Below are 26,964 nucleotides of genomic sequence, written 5' to 3' on the forward strand. Positions count from 1 at the left end.
TATAGCCACATTGCTTCCGTTTAAAGTATCAAAACCGTTTCCGTTATTGTTCAGTACGTTTCCGGCATTAGGATTTCCTGTTGTTCCGTTTCCGCCGTTGATGGTGTCGTCCTGGGCAATTATTGCAGGAGGTGTAACCGTTACAGTTACGGTTGCAGGATCACAATTTGTCGGATTTAGTTTTTCACAAATCTGATAAACTAAAGTATAAGTTCCGGCCGGTGTTCCCGCTGGTATGGATACTTGTCCTGTAGTAGTGCTGATAACCGGTACAGGATTGTTTCCAATAGGAGTAGCCGGTGTGGTAACAGTCAGGTTGACTTGTGAAATCAATACTGGGCTTCCGTTTAGGGTATCAGGTCCGTTGCCGTTGTTGTTCAGTACGTTTCCTGCATTTGGATTACCGGTTGTTCCGTTTCCGCCGCTTATAGTGTCGTTCTGAGCTATAATAGCCGGAGGAGTAACCGTTACAGTTACGGTTGCCGGATCACAATTTGTCGGATTTAGTTTTTCACAAATCTGATAAACTAAAGTATAGGTTCCGGCAGGCGTTCCCGCTGGTACGGATACTTGTCCTGTAGTAGTGCTGATAATTGGCACCGGATTATTACCGATAGGAGTAGCCGGAGTCGTAACAGTCAGGTTGACTTGTGAAATGGATACCGGGCTTCCGTTTAGGGTATCAGGTCCGTTGCCGTTGTTGTTCAGTACGTTTCCTGCATTTGGATTTCCGGTTGTTCCGTTTCCGCCGTTTATAGTGTCGTTCTGAGCTATAATAGCCGGAGGAGTAACCGTTACAGTTACGGTTGCCGGATCACAATTTGTCGGATTTAGTTTTTCGCAAATCTGATATACCAAAGTATAAGTTCCGGCCGGTGTTCCCGCTGGTACGGATACTTGTCCTGTAGTAGTGTTGATAACCGGCACCGGATTGTTTCCGATAGGAGTAGCCGGTGTAGTAACCGTTAGGTTCACTTGTGAAATCAATACTGGGCTTCCGTTTAGGGTATCAGGTCCGTTGCCGTTGTTGTTCAGTACGTTTCCTGCATTTGGATTACCGGTTGTTCCGTTTCCTCCATTGATAGTGTCGTCCTGAGCTATAATAGCTGGTGGAGTAACTGTTACGGTTACGGTTGCCGGATCACAATTTGTCGGATTTAGTTTCTCACAAATCTGATATACCAAAGTATAAGTTCCGGCCGGTGTTCCCGGTGGTACGGATACTTGCCCAGTAGTAGTACTGATAATCGGCACCGGATTGTTTCCAATTGGTGTTGCCGGAGTTGTAACGGTTAAATTCACCTGTGAAATAGCTACATTACTTCCGTTTAAAGTATCAAAACCGTTTCCGTTGTTATTCAGTACGTTTCCTGCATTTGGATTACCGGTTGTTCCGTTTCCGCCGTTAATAGTGTCGTCCTGAGCTATAATAGCTGGTGGAGTAACTGTTACGGTTACGGTTGCCGGATCACAATTGGTAGGGTTGATTTTCTCGCAAATCTGATACACTAACGTATAAGTTCCCGCAGGTGTTCCCGGTGGTACGGATACTTGTCCCGTAGTAGTACTGATAACCGGTACAGGATTGTTTCCAATAGGAGTAGCTGGTGTGGTAACGGTCAGATTCACTTGTGAAATGGCTACATTGTTCCCATTAATGGTGTCAGCTCCATTTCCGTTATTGTTCAGTACGTTTCCAGCATTAGGATTTCCTGATGTACCGTTTCCGCCGTTTATAGTGTCGTCCTGAGCTATGATTACATTAACCGGTGATGTCGTGGACGTTGACGTATTGTTACCAGGATCCGGATCCGGCTGATTACCTGTTATGGTAGCAGTATTGACGTAGTTTCCGGTTGCATTGACAGTAACGGTTAGAACCAGCGTTGCATTGGCACCTGAATTCAGATTACCGATATTCCAGACACCGGTACCATTGTTATAAGTTCCGGTAGATGCGGTGTGACTGATATAAGTATATCCGGATGGAAGGATGTCATTTACAACAACACCGTCTGCATCTCTTGGGCCTCCATTGGAAGCTACAATTGTGAATTGAATTGTAGAGCCAACTGCTGGAGTAGCATTGCTAACAGTTTTCACAACGCCTAAATCGGATGCGATACAGTAGAGCGGGCCACCTCCGTCGTTACTGTCTTTCGTATTCACAAAAGCCCCGTAAACATTCAGATTGCTGATAGCGCTGGCCAGAGAACCAACTCTGATTTGTATTTCATCAAAAGATAAAGTCGCTTTAAATCCTACATTATAAAAACCGGGACCGCTTCCAAATATCGGTGTAAGTAAAGACAAACTAAGCAGTTGTCCTCCGGTTCTCGATTCACGGAACTGTCCGTTGTTATAAGTTGAAATGGTTAAGGTCTGGAACAAATCCAATTCAATAAGATTGTTGAGATCCTTAATAGTAAATCCGGCAATTGTTCCCGGAGGATACGTAAACAACTGATCGGTAACCGCAATGGAGCCTGTTGCAAGCGTACTGGCAGTTAACGTAATTCTGGCATAATCCGTAGTACTTGCTGTTAAGACATTGTTAGTATCATTTACGGCACAAGCGGCACATACCACACCATCAATTCCGGAATGAGCGCCATTTATGTATACCGGGAAGGTTGGATTCGTTAGCGGATATGTTTGATTACATTCAACAGTAGCCGGACAGAATTTTTCCAGTACGGTACCATAAACTTTTACAGTGCCCAACGTTACCGTAGCCAGATTCGTAAATTTTATCTGTACTTCATCGAAAGGCATCGTGGCCACAAAGCCGACCGTCTGTCTTCCGGTTCCAACCAATAGAATTGTATTGACCGAAATTAAGGCACCATTTCCGGATTTGGTTTCCTGTTGGACACCATTCAGGAAAGTAGTAACACGGATGGCATCAAAAACATTGGCATTTAACAGCGCGATGCTTTCAATGTCAAAACCGGCAAATGTACCCGCCGGATAATCGGTAATTTGTTCTTTTACTGCTATTTTGCCACTTGTTCCGACACTGGCTGTCAAATCGATAAGCGCATAATTAGAAGCATTGGTATCTATTAGATTTTCAGTATTGCTAACCGAACAAAGCGCACACACCAAACCGTCTATTCCGGTTCGGTCACCATCGATGTAAACAGGATAGGTTGGTGCACTGATGATTGTTTGGGTGTTACAAGCTAATGGTGGTCCGGCACAGAATTTCTGGAATATTGCACCGTATACTCTGGTCTGTCCCATGTTTAAACCTGCAACTTGATTTACTGATATCTGGACTTCATCAAAAGACATAGTCGCTACAAAACCTAATTTATAGCGGCCGTTTACTGAAAGAAGCCCTCCGTTAACCAGTAAATTATTTCCCGAAAATTGCTCTCTAAAAGCACCGTTGAGATAAGTTTTTACCTGAACATTACTGAGTGCTGAAGCATTTAAAAGGGTTACATTTTCAACTTCAAAACCTGCATAAGTGCCTGCGGGATAATCGGTAATCTGGTCTTTGACAGCCAGACTTACAGACCCAAGAACACCTGCTATTAAGTTAAGGTCGGCATAATCGGTTGAACTTGCGGATATTGCGTTTTCAGGGTTTGCAACATTCCCGACGCCTACACCGGATATCCCTGTATGATTGTTCTGAATCGCAGCAGGATAATTTGGAAGATTAATGGCTGTTGGCGCATTACAGGTTAATTCAGGGCCGGCACAGTAATTTCTAATCACTGCATAGTATACGTTTGTAGAGGTTGTGGCTGAAACTAAGCTGTCGAAGGAAATCTCTATGGCATCGAACGTTTGGGTTGTATTAAAACCGACAATATAGTTTCCAGGAGCCGATAGTAAGTTTAGGCTAATAAGAGCGGAACCGTTATAGGTTTCCCGTAAGGTACCTCCCAAATAAGTTCTCACAGATATGCTGTTGATCAAATCTAGTGATAAAAGCCCCCCATTCGGATTGATCCTAAAACCTGCAAAAGAGCCCGCCGCAAAAAAATCATTGCTGTCAGTTACTCTTAATCGATGGTTTACACCAATACCAATGCTTGTTGTTACAGTGGCATAATTCGTTAAATTTGAATCCGTTAACCTGGTGATGTTGGACACCCCACAACCTAACAGACATATTCCTGTTGTCGAGAATGTGGGCGTTAAGTTGTCAAAAGTATTTGCGGCTACGGGAACAGGTTGTTCAGTATTGCATTGAATGGTGCCATTACTCAAAGCTTCTGTCCTGTTTTTATGGTTTCCTTTTTCATGCGAATAGGAAATCAAATTACAGACAATCGTGAAGAACGTCAGTAATACTAAAGTAATCTTAGATTTCATACAATTAAAATTTTTACTTGAATACTCCTTAAAAACTCGGTTTATCCATTAACCTGTTTCCAGAATATGCTATAACTTTTAATTGTTACGGATGATAAAATTACTTTGATATACTATTTCCTGTAGTATTTTATCCTTTAAAAGCATAAAAAAACGTTTAACAAGGAAAATTCTTTCAAAAAGAACACATATATGTGTTTTGTTTACAAGTTTTAATGAAAGTCAAATTGTTGTATAGGATAATTGTTACGCAAAATTAAGAGCGATTCTTCATTCTGAAAATATTAATACTGAAGTACATTTGTCGGCTTTTCGAATTCTTTCTTTGCGCTCAGTTTTCCGTCTTCATTATAAAATTTCCACAGCCCTGATTTTTGACCCATATAATAAGTCCCTTTTTCTTTTTTTCTTCCGTTTTCAAAATAAACAACCCATTTGCTGTTGGCCAGATCTTTCTCGAAAACACCTTCGGAAGCAAGATTACCATTTTCAAAATAATAAGCATAGTCGCCTTGCTTTTCGTCATCCATATAATTCGCCACTTCCTTTAAATTCCCGTTATTATAATATGATTTCCATAAGCCTGTTTTCATTCCGCCTTTATAAAATTGTTCTGCCAGTATTTTTCCGTTTTCATCGTAAAAATACCAGGCACCGATTTTCATATCGCGTTCGAAAGTTCCTTTTTCTTTAATCTGGCCGTTGGGGTAGTAGGTAAGGGCTTCGCCTTGTTGCATATCGTTTACATAATTTACTTCAAAGAACAATTCGCCGGTTTCATACCATTTTTTCCAATGTCCTACCTTTGTATATTCTTTGTGGAATTCTTCCCTGAATGGCTTTCCGTTCGGATAATATTCAACGGCTTTACCGTATAGAATGCCATAGTCGAAATTCTTTTCAGACATGAGTATCCCGTTTTCATAATAATTTTTGAAGATTCCGTTTTCCTTGTTGTTGTCATAACTGCCTTCCGTGCATTTGTTGCCGTTTTCAAACCACGAAACATAAGCGCCATGCAGTTTGTCGTTCAGATAATTTCCTTCGGATGCCTTTTTGCTGCTTGGATAATAAGAAACCCAAAGCCCTTCTTTCATTCCGTTTACTGTACGACCTTTTGAACTTATTGTTTTTGTGCCTTCAAAAAAGTAGGTACTTATTTCCTCTTTTTGCAAAGTCATATTATTTGTCTGAGCTGAAATTGCAGTAGCACAAAGTAATATTGCTCCTAAAACTATTCCTTTTATTTTTATCATAATTTCATTTTGAATTAAAAGAGAACCACAAGAACACCTTATTGCAGTTCGCATAAAGGTTCCCGTGGTTAATCTGTTTATTAAAAATTATCTAACTACCTGAAACGTTTCGCTGGTATTGTTATAGGACAATTTCACAAAATACACTCCAGAGCTTAATTTGTTACCGACATTCCAAGGAAGTTCCTGAAAACCAGAACCTAAACTTCCTTTATAAATGGTTTCCACGATTTTTCCGGACATGTCCGCTAATTCAACTTTTACATTCTCTGATGCTGTAGGCAATTCAAAGGAAATTTTCGTGTTAGCCACTACCGGATTCGGGTAAACTTTCAATTTGTTTTTACCTTCATTAACGGCATTATGCGGTTCTGTGCGTAACGTAGTGTTATAAACAAATGCTTTCTCTGCAGACCAATCGCTCCATTTTAAGTTTTCATCTCGGTAACGGACTTTGTAATAGTACGTTTGTCCGGTTACAAGTCCGTAAGTAGATGCATTCAATCTTGAAATATCCAAATTGGCATTTCTGTTGATTGGCGTATAGTTTGGTGCACGGGTATCGTCATAGATATTGTACTTATCCTGTTCTTTGTTGATTAACAAAGTTGCATAATTTCCTGAAGTAGCTGTAACCTGAAAGTGACAGGTTTGAGGTACATCAACGCCTACCATTGGTGAAGCCACTAAAGTAGTTAGGTTTTCAATTCCGATAGCCGTAGGTGTTTGTGGTTTGGCTTGGTTTAGGTTTAAATGGAATTCATCTACCAGTTCGTTTACAACCGGCCTGTTGCTGTTTCCGAAGCTGAAGGTTTTGGCAGTGAACGATTTATTGTCCACATCAATATCCACCAACGTCCAGCAGTAAATGTCTTTACTTACTTTAATTTCCGGATAATCCGTTTGGTTGGCATACATTCCCCAACGATCCAATGCTGATCCGGCTCCTCCAGACAATTCTAAATACATGTCATGAGTTCCGGAAGTAATATCTGTTACACCTCTTTCATAATTATGAGAATGTCCGTAAGCCAGTAATGCATTTTTAGGGTATTGTTTCAATTTAGGAAGGATGCTGTTCTGAACGTAAACTTCATTTCCGTCAGGCCATATTTCGCTATGTCCCGGATGGTGCAGGAATGAGAATACAAAATCAATATCCGCATTTGCGTTTGACTCTTGTAATCTGGCATCAATCCAGTTAATCTGATCGCTTACTTTGTAGCCTGAATTTGCATTAACCGCTAAAATTTGGGTGTTACCATAGATGTAATTGTAGAATTTCTCATTGTACGAATGACCTACCGGATAGCCGTTTGTCAATTCATGATACTTTACATACTTAAAATAATTTGACGAGTCTCCTTCATGGTTACCAATACTGATCATTGAAGGGATGGAAGCTGTAAGCGGAGCAAAAGGAGTGAAATATTCATCAGTATATTGGCTCACCACAGATCCGGTTGAAACCACGTCACCACAATTCAAAATCAAATCGACAGAATTGTGAAGGTTTGGACCATAAAGTTCCGTTAGTTTATTCTTGATTTGCAGTACGTTTTGAGTTGTTTTAGCAATATCAGTTCTGTTATCACCTAAGAGTACCATTCGGATATGCTGATTTGGAGCACTTCTTAAAGCAGGTGTTCTGAATGCATTAACCGCAGAAGCTGTTGTGCCGTTATAGCACTGGTAGAAATATTCAGTGTCCGGCTGTAATCCTGTTAACTGTACTGTATGCCAATAGTAATTTGCGGTAGCATTAATTCTTTCCCAGGTTCCGGTTGTGGTTTGATTTAAATTGGTACTGCTGGTTCCAAATTTTACTGTTGGATTTTGAGCCGTGTTGGTTGAATGCCAGGAAATATAAGTAGAGGTTGGTGTAGCGGTTTGTAAATAAGGATTCATGCCATTTGAAACAGGTGCTGGTGAATGACCATAACCCCCAATTGTTGCCACTTCCGCAGCGGTAAGGTTTCTGTTGAATACTCCAATTGCCGCAACATCCATTTGATTGTCTTCACCATTATCATCGGCTAACAGCAATAATAGCGGATCTAAAGCATAACGTCCGTTTAAGGTGTTTGGAAGCCCCGGATTCCATAACTGGCCGTCGATATACATTTTAATTTCATTACCTACATCAGCAGTTATTACCATTCGGTACCATTCGTTAGGCAAAACCGTCGAGCTGGAATATGTTAAAGCAGTAACCCCAATTTTTCCGGCTGGATTAATAAACAAATCACCGTCGTTTGCATTCCCTTGATTTGTTTGCATGAAGCTGTAATACTGCCCGGTTGACGGTATTTTAAAGTCAATCATAACCGAGTACTTGTTAGGATAGGTTTGCCCGTAATTCGGTACGCCATGTGTACATTTAAAATAATTCCCGATAGTTTTTCTTACGGCGAAATTTGAAGCAGTTGGCCCTGCAACCTGTGTAAAAGTTCCCTGTGCAACAAGATTGGTACCTACCTGTGCCTGAACAAGATTGGCACTGTTGTCGAAATTCCAGTATCCTGACAGTATCCCTGTCCAGTTACTTGGATTAAATGTGGTTTGACTTGTGCCGAGATAAGTACTCGAGACTAGTAATACGGTTAATAATTTTTTCATTTATTTTTGATTTTTGGTTGTTTAGTTAAATGAGTGGAAAAATTACAAAAAAGTAAGTATTATCTGTTTATTTTATTGTTAAAAAATTAACAATAATATTGATTTTCAAAAAGTTAATAAAACAAGGTAACATGATACATCTGTGGAATTGAGAGGTGTGAATTGTTTCCAAATATTGATGAATAGACAGGAAAAGAAGGCGTTCTGATTTAAAAAAAAGGAGAAAATTTGTCCGGAAGTCTGCATAAAAAAGTAGCAAACTTAACAGGTTGGAGAAAAGAGGGTTTAAACCGAAATTAAGAAATGGTTAAACAAAACAGGAGTGATGCATAATAAAGAAATCTCAACAGTGAAGTTATGATCCTCTATTATGATGTTTTTAAAGTGCTTTTGGTTTGAAAAGGATGGATTACTTTCCGATACAGAAATTGGCGAAAATATTACCAAGTAATTCATCGTTAGTTACCTGACCGGTTATCTCACCGAAATAATATAACGCCTGACGGATATCAATCGCCATTAAATCTGCTGGTAATCCGCCTTTTAGTCCCCATTGGACTTTTTGGATTTCTTCCAGCGCTTTTAACAACGAATCATAATGACGGGTGTTGGTTACAATAGTTTCGTTGTTGCGAAGTGCACCTGTATTTACGAAGGACAACAGCTGCTTTTTCAGTTCATCAACGCCTTCGTGTTTTTTAGCCGAGAGTAATAGAATATGATCAATTTGCGACTTCAACATGTCAATTTCGCCCTGGCTCAGCAAATCTTTTTTGTTTGCTATTACGATTAACGGTTTTAAAGGAAATTGGTTTTTGATTTTCTCGATTTCGACTTTAAATTTTTCGCCTTCGTCCTTAAAGTGCATACTGTCGAACAGGTAAATTACTACCTGAGACGATTCGATTTTCTCAAAGGTTTTTTTGATTCCGATGCTTTCCACCACATCTTTTGTTTCGCGAATTCCGGCTGTATCAATAAAACGGAAACCTATACCGTCGATAACCAGTTCGTCTTCAATAGTATCGCGTGTGGTTCCGGCAATATCGGATACAATCGCTCTTTCTTCGTTTAAAAGTGAGTTTAAAAGCGTTGATTTTCCAACATTAGGTTCTCCGACAATCGCCACAGGAATACCATTTTTGATCACATTTCCAACGGCAAACGAATCAATCAAACGCTTCAGAACAAATTCGATACGGTTGAGCAATTCATAAAATTGGGTTCTGTCGGCGAATTCCACATCTTCTTCCGCGAAGTCTAATTCCAATTCTATAAGGGAAGCGAAGTTTAGTAATTCTTCACGCAGTTTGGCAATTTCGTTACTGAAACCTCCGCGCATCTGCTGTATCGCAATCTGATGACTGGCCTCGTTATCGGACGCGATCAAATCGGCTACGGCTTCGGCTTGGGATAAATCCATTTTACCGTTTAAAAAGGAGCGTAAGGTAAATTCACCCGCCTGAGCCATTCGGCATCCTCTACGAAGCAGTAACTGGATAATCTGCTGTTGGATATAGGTTGAACCATGGCAGGAAATCTCCACCGTATTTTCGCCGGTATACGAATTTGTTCCTTTAAAAAGGGAAACCAACACCTGGTCGATTACTTTACCATTGTCTGTTATATGCCCTAAATGAAGGGTATGGGTGCGCTGCTTGGTTAAATCCTTCCCGGAAATTGATTGAAATACTTGCGCAGCTATTGCAATAGCGTCTTTTCCTGAAATACGGATTACTGCAATAGCTCCTGCTCCGGAGGGTGTAGCCAAAGCCACAATGGTATCGTTTGGAATCATTCTCGAGTTGCAAAAGTTACGAAGTTGCAAAGTTACGAAGTTTTTGGTTGTTAGCTAACAGCTTTTAGCTTTTAGCTTAAGGTTATTCAGGTTAAATAATTGTAAAACTGATAGTTATCATGTTTTATCTGCTTTACATTTAGTAACTTTATGTGAGATTTTGAAAATCAGTAGTCATGAAAAAGATACTCTTTCCAACAGATTTTTCTGAAACGGCAAACAATGCCTTTGTTTACGCTTTAGAAATGGCAAAATCCATTGATGCGGAAGTAATTGTACTTCATGTCTATGATTTGCCATCGGTTTCTTTCGGTGAAGTTCCCGTAACTTTAGTGGAAATATACGATTCCATCGAACTTAATAATTTCGAAAATTTTAAAGATCAGATCCCGCATTTAAGAAAGATTGCAGAAAAATACCAGCTGGATAATGTGAAAATGAGTCATGTGCTTCGTCACGGTGATTTGGTACGCATTATGAAAGACATGTGTATCGAAGAAAAGATTGACATGATTGTCATGGGAACCAATGGAGCTTCCGGCTTACAGGAACTGTTTTTAGGTTCGAATACAGGTAATGCCATTGTGAATGTTCCGGTAACACTTTTAAGTATTCCGAATCAGGCAAAATTTGAACGAATCAAACATATCGGTTTTACCACCACATTCAACGATTATGATCAGGTAGCATTGCACAGAGTCATTTCAATAGCTAAAAAATTCCATGCCAATGTTAAGTGTTTGGCTGTGAAAACAGACAGTTTCAAAGTAACGAACGAAGGTGTTGAATATTGGAAATCAGAGTTTAAAAACGAACCGGTTGAATTTTTCATTATTCCAAACGATAATGTAAAAGATACTATTATGGATTTTGTTGATAGCCAACAGATCGATATGCTCGCCATGGTAACCCATAAGCGAAATTTCTTTGAAGAATTATTCACCCACAGTTTAACCCAGAAATTATCGTATCATATTGAAACCCCTATTTTGGCTTTTCATGAAGATTAATTTTTCAGTCGCAGTTTTCAGTCGCAGTCTCAGTTTTTAATCTCATTGTTGACAAAAGTCAAATAGCAAGAAATAAAAAACCGCAATTCCAATAAAGGTCTTGCGGTTTCTTGGTATAAAAGGGTTGGTTATAGCTTTTTAAAGTCTTCAGTCTCAGTTTTCTGCAACTGTTTTTTCTGTGACTGTCAACTGCGACTGCTTACTAATTATTAAGCATTACCGGCATTACCAGCATGGTAACAGTTTCGCCTTCGTCTAATCCGTCAACAGGAGTAAGGATTCCAGCTCTGTTTGGTAAGGACATTTCCAATTGGATTTCGTCTGATTGCAAGTTGGTCAACATCTCAGTAAGGAAACGCGAGTTGAATCCGATTTGCATGTCATCACCTTGGTAATCACAAGTCAGACGTTCTTCTGCTTTGTTTGAGTAATCGATATCTTCTGCAGAAATGTTCAATTCGGCACCTGCGATTTTTAAACGGATCTGGTGTGTTGTTTTGTTTGCGAAGATCGCCACACGACGTACAGAACTTAAGAACTGGCTTCTGTCCATCAACAACTTATTAGGGTTTTCTTTCGGGATTACCGCTTCGTAGTTTGGATATTTACCGTCAATCAAACGACAGGTTAACGTATAATTATCAAACGTAAAAGTAGCATTCGAATCGTTGTATTCAATTTTTACTTCTGCATCGGAAGTTCCTAAAATACCTTTTAAGATGTTTAAAGGTTTCTTAGGCATGATGAAATCTGCAGCTTGTGATGCTTTTACATCAGTTCTCGCATATTTTACCAATTTGTGAGCATCAGTAGCCACGAAAATCAAACCTTCTGTGGAGAACTGGAAAAATACACCCGACATCACCGGACGTAAATCATCGTTACCGGCAGCGAAGATGGTTTTGCTGATAGCTGTTGCCAATACTTCGGCAGGAACCAAAGTTGAAGAAGGTTCATCTAAAACCACTGCTTTAGGGAACTCTTCACCCGGAGCATACGCCAAGGCATATTTACCGGAGTTTGAACTGATTTCGATGGTGTTATTGTCTTCAACCGTGAACGTTAATGGCTGCTCAGGAAAGGTTTTTAGGATTTCCAACAATAATTTTGCCGGAACCGCAACACTTCCTTTGCTGGTAGAATCAATTTCCAAAGTGGAAGACATGGTAGTCTCCAAATCAGAAGCTGAAACGGTTAACTGGTTGTTATCTAATTCAAATAAGAAATTATCCAAAATAGGCAAGGTGTTGCTGCTGTTGATCACGCTACCTAATACTTGCAATTGTTTTAACAAATACGAACTGGATACTATAAATTTCATCATCTTTCTTTTTAAGGTGTGTAAAATTGCATTTATATTTTACAATTCACAAATATATTCTAATCTAATTAACGTCAAAAACAAATTTATTAACAACTAGCGGGCATATTTACGTTTTCTCAGGAAGGTGAACAGGAATCCGAATATCGCTAATACAACTATTGGTAATCCGACAGTTAGGATTTGTGTAAACGTATAATTCTCATAAACTTTTTCTTTGTCCAGTAAAGGCAGATCCACGTCTTTGCTGCGAATGTTAATAAGTCCGTTGTCGTCCAGTAAATAATTCACACAGTTCAGCATGAATTCCTTGTTACCGAATAGGTTATTGGTCCATTTGTCGTATCCTAATTCTAAGGGTTGGTAAGCTTGGTCTAATTGATTTTTTACCACATCACCGTCAGAAATGATAATCATTTTGTTGTTTTTACCAACAGTTTTATAAGCTGAATCCTGAAAAGGCAACACACGGTTTTCGTACATCGAATGAAACTTACCTTCCAGCAATACCGACATTGCAAAACGTCCTCCTCCCGGATAATCCTTCGGAGTGCTTTCTTCGGTTACCATATCCAGATTCACCTGTGTTGGTGTTCCGATTGCTTTGGAATATTGGGATGATTCCATTAAAACCGTCTTTTTGATATCGTTTTTCAGCAATTCGATCGGGCTGGCGAATTCGAATTTTACGCCTTCAATATTTTTTACAATCGGATGTTCGGACTGCGGATACACAAAAGGCGAATATTTCCACGGATATTGTTCGTACTGCGTTTGGCTTCCCGGATCTCCTGAAGCTAATTTGATAGGAGTGGCCTGCTCGTCTTTTACCAATAAAGGGTTGATACGGACGCCGTATTTGAAGAACATGTCTGTTAAGTTCAAATCCTTCGGATAAGCAAGGATAGAACCGGTTTCGTTATACAGACTGTCCATTTCCGCCTGAACATTATCTACTAACCAAAGTGTTTTTCCACCGTTGATTATGAATTGGTCCAATACTTCTTTTTCTTCTTCAGTAAAGCGTTTGGATGGTTTGGTGATAATGGCCAAATCGTATTTTTTCAAGGCTTCCAGAGAACGCTTCGGGCTTTTAGCAACGGAATCCATGGTGAACGGACCGATGTAATAGCTTTCACGAACGGACTTCAGGAAATCAGCAATCTGTAAATCGTGAAGCTCTCCAATACCTTTGATAACGGCTATTTTCTTTTCTTTCTGTTTTGTGATTTTGTTAAAAGCATCGGCAAAGGCATACTCCAAATGCTGCACGGAACTCACTACTTTTTCTTCCGTGGAAGCCCCCATCATGTTTTTCAGTAACTGAACTTTGGTCACTTTACCGTTGTAAGTAGCAACTGCCCAAGGGAAAACCACTTCCTGTGATTGCTTTCCTTTGTCATCAACAGTAATGCTGATTGGGGTTAAACCGCGCTGGTACAGCATTTTCATGTTGGCCTCACGCTCTTCTTCTTTCTCTAAAGGGTTTACAAACTGGAAAATTATGTTGGAGTTATAGGCTTTAAATTCTTCTAACGTCTGACGGGTTTCACTTTGCAGACGCTTGAATTCTGCCGGAAATTGTCCTTCCAGATAGACATCGATATACAACGGACTGTCCACCTGTTTGATCAGGTTCAGGGAAGTTTCCGATAACGTATAACGTTTGTCGGCGGTTAAGTCGAAACGCTTGAAAAAGTAATTTCCGAAAATATTTAGGGCAATCAATCCTACGATTAAAATTCCTAATTGCTTTAATCCTTGTTGTTTAGCTTCTGTCATCATTACCATTTCAAAGATTTAAGTTGATAAACCGTTCCTGCTAAAAAAGCAATGGTAACGCTAACGAAATATAAAATATCACGAGTGTCCAAAACCCCGCGGCTCATACTTTTAAAGTGGTATTCAAAACCGAAGCTGGAAAATAAATCCCCAAAACTGCCCATGAAACTTGCCATTCCTTCAAATCCGTAGTAGAATACAAAGCACAAAAACACCGCAATGATAAAGGATACAATCTGGTTATCAGAAAGCGTAGAAGTGAAGATCCCGATTGCAGAATAAGCCGCAATTAAAAACAAAAGCCCGAAATAAGAACCCATAGTGCTTCCCATGTCCAGGTTTCCGACCGGATTTCCTAAATCGGAGATCGCGAAAACATAAATTAAAGTAGGAATGATAGCAATTACAATCAATAAGAAGGCCCCGAAGAATTTTCCGTTTACGATTTCCCAGGTGCTTAGCGGTTTGGTAAGCATCAACTCTATGGTACCTTGTTTTTTCTCATCGGAGAAACTACGCATGGTTACCGACGGAATCAGGAAAAGTAAAATCCATGGCGCCAAAGTGAAGAAAGGGCTCAAATCGGCAAATCCGCTTTTTAAAATATTGAATTCTCCTTCAAAAACCCAAAGGAAAAGCCCGTTGAGCAAAAGAAAAATAGCGATAACCAAATACCCGATCGGCGAACCGAAAAACGATTTGATTTCTCTTAGTAATAATGCTTTCATTCTTTGTGTTTATTTGTTTATCCGGTAATTCGGTTATTCGAATCCCTTGTTTTAGTGTTTTATCTGTAAACTGTGACTGCGACTGATTACTCTAAAGTTGCCAATTTGTCAACACTCCAAGCTTCCGGCTTATCGTTGAACAGTTTTTTAGTGAACGTCCAAACGTCGTAAAACAGTTCCGAATTGCGGTAATTTTCCAGATCCTGCTCGGTTTCCCAATAACTGTAGGTAAAAAAAATACACGGATTGTTTTTATCCTGATACAATTCAAGAAAACGGTTTCCCGGCGCATTTCGGATTTTTTCCTTCATCAGTTCGAAATTTTCCAGAAATGCCGGAATATTTTCTTCGTGAAAACTCAGTTTTACAATGCGTACAAACATACAATTTTTTGGTTATTTGGTTATTCGTTTATTTTGGTTATTTGGAATTCGGTTATTCCATTCTTTGTTCTTGCTTCTTGTTTCTTGTTTCTTCAAAGTCTGTTAAAAAAACTGAATAGTTACCAAATCCCTGAATTTCAAACCTAATAGCGAGGTGGCTGAACCAACTGTGGACGGATTGCTTTTGTAAATGGCAATCTCCAGTAAATCCGCTTCGTTGAAAAGTGCCAATCGTTCGCCTTCGTAATCTTTCAGTGTGAATTTCTCTGAGACTTTGAAATCGGAATAGCCTTTGTGTACACTTCGGATGGTTTTGGTACCGAATTTAATTTCGAAGCCACGCCCTTTACCTATCTCTGAAATCATTTTTTTGGAGATGTTGGTTACGCAGTTTCCAAAATGATCAATGTAAACCACATAGCCTTTGATTGAACCGGAATCTGAAGCGGCTGTGGGCTGCAATTCGCTCATCTCTTTAATCTGTGACGTTTCTTTCCCGATTACACTCAAGGTTCCGCCTTTGGCCAAATGACACGCTACTTTCACGAACACATCCATATCCGAAGAACCTTCCGGCAAACGGTCATGAATGTTGATTTCGACAATCTGCTGTGGGACAATTTTCTGGGTTAAGATGCTTAGGATTCCGTTATCGGCACAAATGAAATAATGATCGTTCCATTGCATGGCGATGTGTTTGTTCTCAAAAGTACGTTCGGAATCCACACCAATTAAGTGTACAGAGCCTTTCGGAAAACTGTTATAAGCAGCATTGATAATGTAACTCGCTTCTGAAATATTAAACAGGTCGATATGGTGTGAAATGTCAATAATCTGTGCCTGAGGATGTTCTGTAATAATTTTACCTTTCAGCGCTCCCACAAAGTGGTCTTTCAAGCCAAAATCGGTAGTTAGCGTAATTATTGACATCATTTTGTTTATAACTATTACAGAAAGATTTTCTAAAATTCATTAGATTTGAGATAATGCAAAGCTAACTTATTTTTTAATTAAATCCTTGTTGCTTTTGAACGAAAGAACCATTGAATTGACAGACATTACTCCAAAAGATTTTTGGGGTACGCAAGATGCTCATTTAGAGCTAATTAAAAAATTATACCCAAAATTAAAGATTGTAGCCCGTGGCACGTTGGTGAAAGCCTACGGAGAGAAGGAAATTTTGGATGAGTTTGAAGTACGCTTCAACCGCTTGATGACCCACTTCACGCGTTTTAATTCCATTGATGACAATGTGATTGAACGTATTGTCCAAACTAACAGTCAGGATGAACAGCGAATGCCTGACCACGATAAAATATTAGTACACGGTATTGGTGGAAAGCTTATCAAAGCCATGACGCCTAACCAACAGAAACTGGTAGATTACGTACAGAAAAACGACATGGTTTTTGCCGTAGGACCTGCAGGAACAGGTAAAACGTATACCGGCGTTGCGTTGGCCGTTAAAGCATTGAAAGAGAAACAGGTGAAACGAATCATATTAACCCGTCCGGCTGTAGAAGCAGGGGAGAACTTAGGTTTCCTTCCGGGTGATATGAAAGAAAAACTGGATCCGTACATGCAACCGTTATACGATGCGTTGCGCGATATGTTGCCGCCGCAAACTCTGGAAGATTACATTTTAAAAGGTATCATCCAGATAGCACCGTTGGCTTTCATGCGCGGACGTACGCTTGACAATGCTTTCGTAATCCTTGATGAAGCTCAGAATACCACGCATTCCCAAATGAAAATGTTTTTAACACGTATGGGTAAAAATGCCAAATTCATCATCACGGGCGATCCGGGGCAGGTGGATTTACCGCGAAGAACCATTTCGGGATTAAAAGAAGCCTTGTTGGTTTTGAAGGATGTAGACGGTATCGGTATCATTTATCTGGACGACAAAGACATCGTGCGTCACCGTTTAGTGAAGAAAATCATCGATGCTTATAAGAGTATTGAAAACCATGATTAAGTAATACCCTGATGGAAATTCTGTAAAAAACAGTGAAAATAGTGTAATCTCTTTTTTGTTAACATGTTAGTACTTTGTAGTGTTAATTAAAAATATGATGTTATGAAAAAGCTGTTTTTATTTATCGGAATCGGGTTATGGTCGATTATGTCGATTAATGCCCAGGAAGTTGAAGATGTAAAGATCACACCTGCTAATTCATGGTTTAAACTTGGTTTGACTGCCGGTGTGCCTATTGGTGATGCAGATGATTTTGCCTCATTCAATACAGGTTTGGATGTTCGTGCACAATATATGATTACGCCAAATGTAGGGCTCGGTCTTGCATCAGGATACAATCATTATTTTGCTAAAGATGATTTTGATGATTTCGGGATGATTCCGTTGGCAGGTTATATCCGCTATTATTTCATGCCAAAAGGATTGTTTTTCGGTTCGGATTTAGGTTATGGTTTCTTGACTAATACTGACAATAACAGTGGCGGTTTATATGTTAACCCGCAAATAGGGTACCACAACCATGATTGGAATGTTTACGGATATTTTCAAAATACGTTTACTGAAAATAATTTCAACCTGCAAAGTGTCGGTTTGGGTGTAACCTATAATATCCGATTTAAATAAGACACATTGGACAGCTATTGTTTAATGTTTTTGGAGCGAAAGGCTTGGGAGTTTTAAGATACGTTATTCCCGTCTTCCGCTCCATTTTTTTATTTACCGATAAGCAAATAAAAAGAATTCTGCTGCAACCGGGGCTATAAAGGGAGGCGTATTGAATTTTTGCAATCTTTTTTGTGAATCGTTGTGAAAGAATTACTTTTGCAACACAAAAAACAACAACACAACACAAAAAACAACAACATAACACAAATGAATACAATCACAACGACCAATTTTAACTTTCCGGGTCAGAAATCCGTTTATCGCGGTAAAGTAAGAGAAGTTTACAACATCAACGACGAGCTTTTGGTAATGGTGGCTACAGACCGTCTTTCCGCGTTCGACGTAGTGATGCCAAAAGGAATCCCTTACAAAGGTCAAATCCTGAACCAGATTGCTACTAAATTCATGCAGTTAACGCAAGACATCGTTCCGAACTGGTTGATCGCGACTCCGGATCCAAACGTTGCTGTTGGTCATTTGTGCGACCCTTTTAAAGTGGAAATGGTAATCCGTGGTTATTTATCCGGACATGCCGCCCGTGAATACGCTGCAGGAAAAAGAATGTTATGCGGTGTAGCCTTGCCGGAAGGATTAAAAGAAAACGATAAATTCCCGACTCCAATCATCACGCCTTCCACAAAAGCGGATAATGGGGAACATGACGAAGACATTTCAAGAGAAGAGATTTTAGCAAAAGGGATTGTTTCCGAAGAAGATTACATCGTTTTGGAACAATATACGAGAGCTTTATTCCAGAGAGGAACTGAAATTGCAGCATCACGCGGATTGATTTTAGTAGATACCAAATACGAATTCGGGAAAACCAAAGACGGCAAAATCGTTTTGATTGATGAAATTCACACACCGGATTCTTCCCGTTACTTTTACGCAGAAGGTTATCAGCAAAGACAGGATAACAACGAAGCGCAAAAACAATTGTCTAAAGAATTCGTGCGCCAGTGGTTAATTGCTAATGGTTTCCAAGGGAAAGATGGACAGCAAATTCCTGAAATGACAGATGAATATATCGCAACGGTTTCTGAAAGATATATCGAATTATTCGAAAATATTTTAGGAGAAGGATTTGTAAAAGCAGATATTTCCAGCATCAACGAACGTATTGAGAAAAACGTTTTAGCTTTTCTGAATAAATAATAAGATAATCCAATCTTAAACTTATACTAACCACGCCCAGCGTGGTTTTTTTGTTCTTTGTGGTGAATTAAAGAAATGTTAAAAACATCGATGAACTACATCGAAAACCAGATTATCAGCATTGTTTTGTTAAAGTTATGTTATAATGGGGTTTTTCAAGTAACGCAAGGGTGTTTTAAGCGTCTATTCACATAAATCATCATCAATCACCCGAGGCGTTGCCGAACTGTTTGGAGCGTAGCGGAAAAAATCATCATCATGAAAAAATCAATCATCTTTTTAGGAATCGCTTCAGTGGCTTTTGCAAATGTCACTTTAGCTATTAACTGTCAACAATCCTCTGTTAAAGAAGAAACCGGTTCGACACAAACAAAACAATCTTTCGAATCTTTAGAAGCAGCCACTAAGGGTAATCGCCTGGCAGTGGTAAGCAAAGACGGAGGAGATCCGCAAATTGGCAATTCTGAAGCCATTTTTTATAAACCCTACCAAAAAACTGTTCAGGAAATTATCGCTGAAGATAATCAGATCATCGAGAATTCCCTTTCAGAACAACCGGCAACTCCATGTGTCGAAAAAACATCAAATGAACCTACTTCCGACGAAAGTCAAGTAATTGAAAGCATCATTGCAATGGAAGCTTGTCCTCTTTATTCCAAAAAAACAATTGAACAAGTAATCTTTGACGACAGTCAGATAATCGAAAACGCTATCGTTAGTAATGTTACCTCCTTGAATTTGGGTAAAAAGAAAAAGGTAAGAAGTTAATCAGTAATCAATAACAAAAATTTAATCAATAATCATTAATCAAAATCATTTATCATGAGAAAAACGATCAGTTTATTAGCTTTAGCTATTGCAGCGAGTACCAATGTTGCTTTGGCTTCGAATGTTGAAAGTGCCACATTAAAAAATGTAGCAATTGTAAAATATGATGTATCTCCGCTTTGCGTTGCCATCAGTAAAGGAGATTTAACTACGGTTAAGAAATTCATTGAATACGGAATGAATATCAACGAAACCAAAAACGGAATGACACCATTAATGTTCGCAGCCCGTTACAACCAACCGGAAATCGCAAAATTACTGATTGAAAAGGGAGCAAAAGTTTGGGAAAAAGATTTAAACGGTTTCACCGCACTTCAGCATGCAGAAGCTGGAAAAGCTGAGAAAGTAATTGAAGTTTTAAAATCTGTTCCCAGAAAATAATTTTATAGAGTAGTTAGTTATAAAAAAAAAAACCACGCGCAAGCGTGGTTTTTGGTTTCAAATTAAGTTGTTTTAGTTGTGGTATTTAGTTGTTGTAAATTTTTTAGTTTATTATAATGGCGTCAAAATAAAATTGTCCCTCCCAGCAATTCGATGATGTATCCCCTAAAGTATCCACTCTGGTTATGTTAACAGTCATTGAGGATTGCGATTTTGCGGCGTAGTTTATAGTAAAGGTGTCCGGATACTCACTGGTGTTATAGGGAGAAAACATAATTCCTGTAGGGGGGAAAGGCAGTTGTGGGGAAAAATCATAGCGTACCTGTAATTTTTCATTATAGGCCGGAGCTAATAATACTGTGTAACCACCTACTACAGCAGTGGAACCTGCAGTTGTCTGTTTTTCTAAAACGGTCCAGGTAATAGTAGTACTTACTCCTTTAATGTTTCGTACAATACTTCCGGTGGCTCCAATCGCATTAAAATTACAAGCCGGAATATCCAAATCCTGAACGGTAACCATATCCGGTATGGAAATATTGCTAGCACTTAATTGCTGCCAGGTTGCATTACCATTGGCATCCGAAACTAAAGCTTTTCCTATTCCCTGGTTTCCGTCTACAATTCTTATTGCCGCTGGTGCTGCTGCTGTAATGCTTGCATTATCAATGTAACCGGCATCTTCTCCGGCTGACACCGAGCTGTCCTTAGAATATTCCCAACGTAATGTTCTTGATCCGGGTGCAAGAAGATAGGTCTGTTGCGTCCATCCCACTGTTCCGGTCCATTGGTTTTGCTGCACACCATCGATATAAAACTTAAGAAAGTCAAAACCGGATTCACTGCTCACTCTGTAATAGAAACTCAGGGTTGCACCACCAGCGGGAACATTAACGGTATGACTCATAAAGGATAACTGACTGTGCGTTATCGTTCCGGATTTTGCAGCGTAAGTTCCTGCGAATTTTTGTGCAGTTTGTGTCGCCCAGTTTGCACTTCCTCCAGCTGTTAGCGGTGCAATTGAATTACTTTCAAAATCCTGGTTCAGTAAACTTGTTGCACTTCCGGCATTTTCAATATGAAGTTTATTCGTAGGGGAGGCGGTACCTACACCTACATTTCCTGTATTGTTGTTGTATATGTCGTTTCCGGTTTTTGTCCAATAATTAGTGCCACTGCCCAGCGGGTTCCATTTTGAGCCATCCCAATAATAAAACCCTATTCCTGTTGCGGCATTTGTGTTGTAAACCAATAAACTAGTTGCCGGAGAGGTTACCGGAGCAGCGGCATTTAAATTAGCAATGGATACACGCGGGATCAGTACTCCTTTGTCTGTTGCGGTAATATCCAATATGGAACTTGCATTAGGCGTGGTAGTATTGATACCCACCTGTGCAAATCCGGTAAATGAAAACATTAATAGTAATAGTAACTTTTTCATTGTTTTTTGTTGTGTTATTGTTAAGCATGACAAAAATTAGAAAAAGTCTATTCGTTAAGAAATAAGTGGGATAAATGAGAAGGATTTTGGGATGAAAATAAACTATCTTTTTGAAATAAAGCTATTTAGCTTATCTGCAACCTCGTCTTTATATGTTTTTGAAATCGGAATCTTACAAGAACCTATTGTTATCAAATTGTTACCGTAACTGGTTACTTTTTTTAGATTGATGATAAAACCTTTATGTGTTTTAATAAAATTTTCCGGTAAGCGGTTTAAAAAATCCGAAATAGTAGACCTGTGACGGTATTTTTTTTCGGGGGTCACAATTAACAGGTAATTTTTCTGGGATTCTACATATTCAATTTCATCAAAATACACCTTTTCAAAAACCTCATTGTGTTTGATAAAAATAAAATCGTCAGTCGCTTTTGCTTTGGCAAGAACATTCTGGTTGAAATTCGAAACGGCTACTTCTATGGCAGAAAACAATTCCGCTTTCTGGAAAGGCTTTATGAGATATCCGTATGGATTGGTGGCGATTGCTTTTTTAATGGTATCATTATCGGAATAAGCAGTAAGGAAAACATGTGGCAGGGAGTAATTCTCCTTAATGTAATCTGCCAGCCAGATTCCGTTTTTTCCGCCCTGAATAGTGATGTCCAATAATGCGAATTCCACGTTTTTTGTCTGTAAAATTTCAATGGCTTCTTCCGAGCTCATGGCAGTGCCCACAACGTCGTATCCCATTTCCGTAAGGTTTACGGTTATGGTTTTCTGTGTAATGTATTCGTCTTCTACAACCAATATTTTTAGCGGACTGCTCATGATCAGTTTCTAGTTTCTTTGAAATTTATTGTAATTATTGTTCCGTTTTTGCTCTCAAAATTAAAATTTCCATCCAGTTGTCGGGTCAATCCTTTGATTAAATCAAAACCTACCGAATGCAATCGGAAAGGACTGAAATCCTCCGGAAGACCTTTTCCGTCATCAGTGACAACCAACTGATAAAAATCTTTTTCCTGAGTCAAATGTATGGTAATTTTTCCTTTTTCCCTATCTGTAAAAGCGTGTTTGAAACAATTTGTTATAATTTCATTAATAATCAAACTCAAAGGAATAGCTGTATTAATACCTAATTCAATATCATTGGCGTTTACTTTGATTTTAATTTTAGTATGATTGTTTCTGTAAGTGGCCTTTATCGCCTGGATCAATTCGCTCAGGTAATTGTGAAAACGGACTTTACTGAAATTTTCAGATTGGTAAAGTGTTTTGTGAATCAGAGCAATGGACTGAATTCGGGCCTGGCCTTCCTTTAAAATAACCTTTGCATTTTCATCTTCTACATTTAAATTCTGAAGCTCAAGAATTCCGGAAATGATCTGGAGATTGTTTTTTACACGATGGTGGATTTCTTTCAGAAGCATTTCTTTTTCTTCCAGAGATTCCCTGATGGTATTGCTTTTTGCTGAGATTTCGGCATTTTTCTGTTCAATTTCCCTGCGTTTCTTTTTGGAATTGTAAAGGTAAAACAATGTGGTTACCAAAATAATTCCGAGGCAAAGTGCTAAAATGGAAAGAATTCTTCGTTGCGTGGCATCGATGTTTGCCTGTTGTTTTTCGATCAGATTGTCTTTTTCTTCCAGTTGGTATAAAATGTCATTACCGGCTAAAAGCAACTTTTGTTTTTGTTTGTTTATGGAATCTACAAGCCTGAAAGCCTTTTGATAATAAGTATAAGCTTCTTCATTTTGATTGAGTTTTTTTAAAAGCTCGGCCTTTGTTCTGTAATAATTAACTTTTGTTTCGGGATAAGTGTCTGAGTTGAAAAGGCGTTCCACTAAAGCAATATTTTCTTCTGCTTTGGTATAATTTCCTAATTTAGCATAGCAATCGGCTATTAAAAGCAAAGTTCCGGATATTCCGTTGGGTTCATCATTATTTTTCAAACCAATACCGGCATCTTCTTCCAATAGAGGAATTGCGGCCTTATAATTGTGTTCATTTATTTTCAAAAGCCCCATGTTACCCTTGATTACACCTTTTAACCGTTGATAGGTTTCAAAATCTACTAACCTGATGGATTTTTCTGCTTTGATCAGCGCTAGGTTGTAATAATGATAAGCGCTGTCTTTCTTGTTGCATACAGAATAATAAAACCCCAAATCGTTATAAGCGGAAGCAACTATCAGTGAATCCCGTTTAGGATTTTTTACCAAATCCTTAATTTCCGATTTTAATTGAATGATGGCCTTATCATAAAGTTGTAACCGTGCGTAAAGATTACTTTTGAAATTGTAACTCCACACCGGAAAATCGGCACCTTTTTTTCGTAAGGCAGCGATATCAGAGTTAATCTTGAAAACATTGGAATATAAGTTGAGATTCAGATAGGATTTCTGAAGACTGACCAGGACATTCATCAGTTCCGTTTGGGAAAGCTGGTATTCTTTATCATTCTGAATTTCCTTTAATATTTCGATCGATTTTAATTCGTCACCTTTAATATTATAGACTTCCGCTAAAGAGAATTTGTAACGAATCTGATTTTTTTTATTTGAGAGTATGTCATCATCAGCAGCAAGTTTAGGGAAATTTTGATAGAAGAAATCCCTGTAAGCTCTCTTTTGATTCAGGTTTAGGTTTTCGTAAAATGTTAGTTTGTCTATACCTTTTCGCGAGTTGTATTCGACTTTTGTTTTATTCCCGCTTTGAGCGTGACCCAAAATCTGGAACAGAAAGATAAAAATGAATATGTACTTGCGATTAAAAACCATTACTATTTTAAAATTTCAATTTTTACATATAATTCACCATGGTTTTTGCTGTCGGTGATTTCCATGAATGCTTTTTTGGATAAATCGATTTCACGCCCGCGACTGAACGGCCCGCGATCGTTTACCTTAACTATAACAGATTTATCATTGGCCAGATTGGTTACACGAATCTTAGTTCCGAATTCGAGTTGACGGTGCGCTGCGGTATAATCGGAATTATCAAATCGTTCGCCGCTGGCTGTTTTTCTGCCGTTGAATTTGTCATGATAATAAGAAGCAACACCTCTGCTTTTATAAAGTTTTCCTTTTTTGGCCGATTCCGAATGGTTAGTTGTTCGGACTTTAGAACCGGACGATCCACAACTGTTGATGCTTAAAACAATAGTCAAGGCGAAAATTGAATAGAGAAGTCTGTTGCGGAATAAAATCATAAACTATGTTTATTTAGCCACGAATACACCAAAAAGAATTGCTTAATTCGTGTATTCGTGGCGTATGGTAAATTATTTGAAATACGAAAAAGTTTCGTTGTTCTCGATTTTCAGCAAACTTTCGTAAATCAGTTTGATTACGTTTTCCACATCTTCTTTATGAACCATTTCCACGGTCGTATGCATATAACGCAGCGGTAAGGAAATCAAAGCCGAAGCCACGCCGCCGTTACTGTAGGCAAAAGCATCCGTATCGGTTCCGGTAACTCTGGAAGTAGCATGACGCTGGAAAGGGATTTTGTTTTCCTCGGCAGTATCCACGATCAGTTCACGAAGCTTGTTTTGTACAGCAGGCGCATATGCGATAACCGGCCCTTTACCCATTTTTAAATCACCTTCGATTTTTTTGTCAATCATTGGGGTAGTGGTATCGTGGCATACATCGGTTACAATAGCAACATTCGGTTTGATGGTTTGGGTAATCATTTCCGCACCACGCAATCCGATTTCTTCCTGAACCGAATTCACGACATACAAGCCAAACGGTAATTTCTTTTTATTCTCCTTTAATAGACGTGCTACTTCGGCAATCATAAAACCACCCATACGGTTATCGATGGCACGGCAAACGAATTTGTCATTGTTCAGAATCAGGAATTCATCCGGGTACGTAATAACGCAGCCAACGTGAACGCCTAATTTTTCAACTTCTTCTTTCTTGGAACAACCGCAGTCGATAAAGATGTTCTCGATTTTGGCAGGTTCTTCTTTTCCGCTTCTTCCTCTGGTATGAATCGCCGGCCATCCGAATACACCTTTAACAATTCCTTTCTTGGTATGGATGTTTACTCTTTTGGAAGGCGCAATCATATGATCGGAACCTCCGTTTCGGATTACATAGATAAGACCGTCATCGGTGATATAATTAACATACCAAGAAATTTCATCGGCATGACCTTCAATGACTACTTTATATTTAGCGTCCGGATTGATAACCCCTACAGCAGTTCCGTAGGTATCGGTAATAAAAGTATCTACGTATGGTTTCAAATACTCCATCCATATTTTCTGGCCACTTTCTTCGTAACCGGTTGGAGATGCGTTATTTAAATATTTCTCAAGAAATGAAATTGAGGATTTGGATAATATAGATTTACTTGCCATAAAATTATTTTTCGCTAAAATAATGATTTGGTATTATAATTGCACTCCATTTTTTGTATAAATTTGACCTAAACACTTTATCAGAATGAGAATATCAGCCTTTTTATTTGCAGCCTTATTTTTCAATGTAACACTCCAGGCACAGGTTGTGGTTAAAGACTCTGTGGAAACACTTAACGATAGCGCAATTGTTTTTAATACCGAAATGGAGGAGATGTTTATCACTAAGGATAAAGCATTGGAAGAAGAAATGCGCAAAATAAAAATTCTTGAGCGTAGAGTGTTGAAGGTGTATCCTTATGCGAAGTTAACGGCCGAGAATCTTGTTATTCTTAATGCTAACATGGCTAAATTAAAAACCGAGCGTGAAAAAAAGAAATATTTTAAAATAGTAGAGAACTATCTTGAAAACGAATTCGGGGAAAGACTTAAGAAATTTTCACGCAAAGACGGTCAGATCTTAATTAAGCTGATCAACCGTCAAACCGGGGAAACGACTTTTAGTCTGGTTAAAAACCTGAAAAGCGGCTGGAAGGCATTCTGGTCGAACAATACCGCAAAACTTTTCGACCTTAATATGAAAGCCGAATACAAGCCGTTTACCGAATTGGAGGACTTTTATATTGAAGGGATTCTTATCAAATCGTTCGGTAGTAACAAACTTCAGAAACAGGATCCGGCAAAACCAATCGATTTAGCAGAACTTTCTGCAACCTGGAAAGAGCGCGTGAATGTTGCACGTCAGCAAAAACAGGAGCGTTTGGCCAAGGAGAAAGCCCAAAAGCAATAGATTTAGTGTTGGAAGCGAGACTTCCGGCATTTTTTGATACGCCATACCCGCTCTTCGCGCTATCTCGTCCCAAAAGACGAGACTGCTACGATCGGGGCTAGGGAGAATGCTTTTAGGTGTA

20 protein-coding genes and 1 pseudogene are annotated in these 26,964 nt (G+C 39.0%); 7 read left to right on the forward strand and 14 right to left on the reverse strand.

Features of this window, described 5'->3' with window-relative positions; all coding sequences use genetic code 11:
* The 4 genes and pseudogenes from ACWPKD_RS14890 to mnmE form a co-directional block, all read right to left on the reverse strand.
* Positions 1–4,332 (reverse strand): annotated as a pseudogene (locus ACWPKD_RS14890) (hypothetical protein); the annotation flags it as partial.
* Between the two features lie 284 nt (positions 4,333–4,616).
* Entirely contained in the window at positions 4,617–5,588 is a 972-nt protein-coding gene (locus tag ACWPKD_RS14895) for a toxin-antitoxin system YwqK family antitoxin (RefSeq protein WP_455413489.1), read from the reverse strand.
* Between the two features lie 87 nt (positions 5,589–5,675).
* Positions 5,676–8,207, reverse strand: a complete 2,532-nt coding sequence (locus ACWPKD_RS14900) for a fibronectin type III domain-containing protein (protein WP_455413490.1) — start codon at positions 8,205–8,207, stop codon at positions 5,676–5,678.
* Between the two features lie 409 nt (positions 8,208–8,616).
* Positions 8,617–10,005: a tRNA uridine-5-carboxymethylaminomethyl(34) synthesis GTPase MnmE gene (mnmE, locus tag ACWPKD_RS14905; protein WP_455413491.1), complete on the reverse strand. Its 1,389-nt coding sequence runs from the start codon at positions 10,003–10,005 to the stop codon at positions 8,617–8,619.
* 176 nt (positions 10,006–10,181) lie between these two features.
* Here mnmE and ACWPKD_RS14910 point away from each other — a divergent pair, with 176 nt between their 5' ends.
* The gene (locus ACWPKD_RS14910; protein ID WP_455413492.1) at positions 10,182–11,015 is read left to right on the forward strand and encodes a universal stress protein; all 834 of its coding nucleotides are present in this window, start codon (positions 10,182–10,184) and stop codon (positions 11,013–11,015) included.
* 202 nt (positions 11,016–11,217) lie between these two features.
* On the opposite strand, the gene dnaN is transcribed toward ACWPKD_RS14910, so the two are convergent.
* From dnaN to ACWPKD_RS14935, 5 genes are all read right to left on the reverse strand, one after another.
* A complete protein-coding gene (gene dnaN, locus ACWPKD_RS14915) occupies positions 11,218–12,336 on the reverse strand; it encodes a DNA polymerase III subunit beta (RefSeq protein WP_455413505.1) in 1,119 nt (372 codons plus the stop codon).
* A 96-nt stretch (positions 12,337–12,432) separates the two neighbouring features.
* Positions 12,433–14,118, reverse strand: a complete 1,686-nt coding sequence (gldG, locus tag ACWPKD_RS14920; protein ID WP_455413506.1) for a gliding motility-associated ABC transporter substrate-binding protein GldG — start codon at positions 14,116–14,118, stop codon at positions 12,433–12,435.
* A gap of 2 nt (positions 14,119–14,120) precedes the next feature.
* Positions 14,121–14,846 (reverse strand): gliding motility-associated ABC transporter permease subunit GldF, encoded by a 726-nt coding sequence (gene gldF, locus ACWPKD_RS14925; protein ID WP_455413493.1) that lies wholly within the window; start codon positions 14,844–14,846, stop codon positions 14,121–14,123.
* Between the two features lie 86 nt (positions 14,847–14,932).
* Complete coding sequence (locus ACWPKD_RS14930) at positions 14,933–15,229, reverse strand: putative quinol monooxygenase (protein WP_455413494.1); 297 nt, start codon at positions 15,227–15,229, stop codon at positions 14,933–14,935.
* A 102-nt stretch (positions 15,230–15,331) separates the two neighbouring features.
* On the reverse strand, positions 15,332–16,159 hold the full coding sequence (locus ACWPKD_RS14935) for an SAM hydrolase/SAM-dependent halogenase family protein (RefSeq protein WP_455413507.1): 828 nt from the start codon (positions 16,157–16,159) through the stop codon (positions 15,332–15,334).
* A gap of 97 nt (positions 16,160–16,256) precedes the next feature.
* On the opposite strand from ACWPKD_RS14935, the gene ACWPKD_RS14940 reads away from it, so the two are divergent.
* From ACWPKD_RS14940 to ACWPKD_RS14960, 5 genes are all read left to right on the forward strand, one after another.
* Entirely contained in the window at positions 16,257–17,207 is a 951-nt protein-coding gene (locus ACWPKD_RS14940) for a PhoH family protein (RefSeq protein ID WP_237791106.1), read from the forward strand.
* Positions 17,208–17,309: 102 nt separating this feature from the next.
* Positions 17,310–17,831, forward strand: coding sequence for a hypothetical protein (locus tag ACWPKD_RS14945; RefSeq protein WP_455413495.1), 522 nt, complete (start codon positions 17,310–17,312; stop codon positions 17,829–17,831).
* A gap of 249 nt (positions 17,832–18,080) precedes the next feature.
* On the forward strand, positions 18,081–19,028 hold the full coding sequence (locus tag ACWPKD_RS14950) for a phosphoribosylaminoimidazolesuccinocarboxamide synthase (protein ID WP_455413496.1): 948 nt from the start codon (positions 18,081–18,083) through the stop codon (positions 19,026–19,028).
* Positions 19,029–19,286: 258 nt separating this feature from the next.
* On the forward strand, positions 19,287–19,796 hold the full coding sequence (locus ACWPKD_RS14955; RefSeq protein ID WP_455413497.1) for a hypothetical protein: 510 nt from the start codon (positions 19,287–19,289) through the stop codon (positions 19,794–19,796).
* Between the two features lie 54 nt (positions 19,797–19,850).
* Positions 19,851–20,237, forward strand: coding sequence for an ankyrin repeat domain-containing protein (locus ACWPKD_RS14960; RefSeq protein WP_455413498.1), 387 nt, complete (start codon positions 19,851–19,853; stop codon positions 20,235–20,237).
* A 103-nt stretch (positions 20,238–20,340) separates the two neighbouring features.
* On the opposite strand, the gene ACWPKD_RS14965 is transcribed toward ACWPKD_RS14960, so the two are convergent.
* The 5 genes from ACWPKD_RS14965 to ACWPKD_RS14985 all read right to left on the reverse strand — a co-directional run bounded on the left by ACWPKD_RS14965 (position 20,341) and on the right by ACWPKD_RS14985 (position 26,053).
* A complete protein-coding gene (locus ACWPKD_RS14965; RefSeq protein ID WP_455413499.1) occupies positions 20,341–21,678 on the reverse strand; it encodes a hypothetical protein in 1,338 nt (445 codons plus the stop codon).
* 102 nt (positions 21,679–21,780) lie between these two features.
* Positions 21,781–22,506 (reverse strand): LytR/AlgR family response regulator transcription factor, encoded by a 726-nt coding sequence (locus ACWPKD_RS14970; RefSeq protein ID WP_455413500.1) that lies wholly within the window; start codon positions 22,504–22,506, stop codon positions 21,781–21,783.
* Between the two features lie 2 nt (positions 22,507–22,508).
* A complete protein-coding gene (locus tag ACWPKD_RS14975; RefSeq protein ID WP_455413501.1) occupies positions 22,509–24,458 on the reverse strand; it encodes a tetratricopeptide repeat-containing sensor histidine kinase in 1,950 nt (649 codons plus the stop codon).
* A 2-nt stretch (positions 24,459–24,460) separates the two neighbouring features.
* Positions 24,461–24,889 (reverse strand): septal ring lytic transglycosylase RlpA family protein, encoded by a 429-nt coding sequence (locus ACWPKD_RS14980; RefSeq protein ID WP_455413502.1) that lies wholly within the window; start codon positions 24,887–24,889, stop codon positions 24,461–24,463.
* 72 nt (positions 24,890–24,961) lie between these two features.
* Complete coding sequence (locus ACWPKD_RS14985) at positions 24,962–26,053, reverse strand: M42 family metallopeptidase (protein WP_455413503.1); 1,092 nt, start codon at positions 26,051–26,053, stop codon at positions 24,962–24,964.
* An 85-nt stretch (positions 26,054–26,138) separates the two neighbouring features.
* Between ACWPKD_RS14985 and ACWPKD_RS14990 the strand changes: the two genes are divergently transcribed.
* A complete protein-coding gene (locus tag ACWPKD_RS14990) occupies positions 26,139–26,843 on the forward strand; it encodes a DUF4294 domain-containing protein (RefSeq protein WP_455413504.1) in 705 nt (234 codons plus the stop codon).
* Positions 26,844–26,964: the final 121 nt, after the last annotated feature.

The organism is Flavobacterium pedocola (assembly GCF_053764385.1).